We start from the raw sequence: 528 nt of genomic DNA on the forward strand, positions 1-528 counted from the left end.
CTGGATATGATATGAATGATGAAATGTATACTTTTAATTTTGGGGAAGATGGAAATATTTATCTTTTTGCAAATGCTGTATTTAAGCGAGAAATCTATTCAGAACAAAAAGGATATTCAACCACTATTGGAGAGCCTATAGAAGGATTAATAACACATTCTGGAAACTATTATTACTATGATTATGATGACAGCTTGAAATATTATATACTTATAAATGGATCAGGACAAATCTATATGGACGATAACTTTTATATAAATTATTCAAAAGCCTCATTAACTAATGATAATGTACTTACAATAACATACACTCAGTCTGGAGGCAAAACTAGTAAACAAGACTTATACTTCTATAATAATAAATTGATATACGGTAATACTTGGATAAATAATGAGCTTCAGTATGAAAAATTAATAAAACATGTTCCATTCAGTACATATACTGGAACATATAAATCTCAAGACGGAAATATAACATTAACCATAAATGCCAATGCAATAACATTAAGTACTTTAAGTACATATGATA

General features: G+C 27.3%; 1 pseudogene. It reads left to right on the forward strand.

What is annotated here, in order from left to right:
- Positions 1 to 11 precede the first annotated feature (11 nt).
- Positions 12 to 528, forward strand: a pseudogene (locus EZH24_RS13345) (hypothetical protein); the annotation flags it as partial.

This window comes from Brachyspira catarrhinii, assembly GCF_005518285.1.
Lineage (GTDB): Bacteria > Spirochaetota > Brachyspiria > Brachyspirales > Brachyspiraceae > Brachyspira > Brachyspira catarrhinii.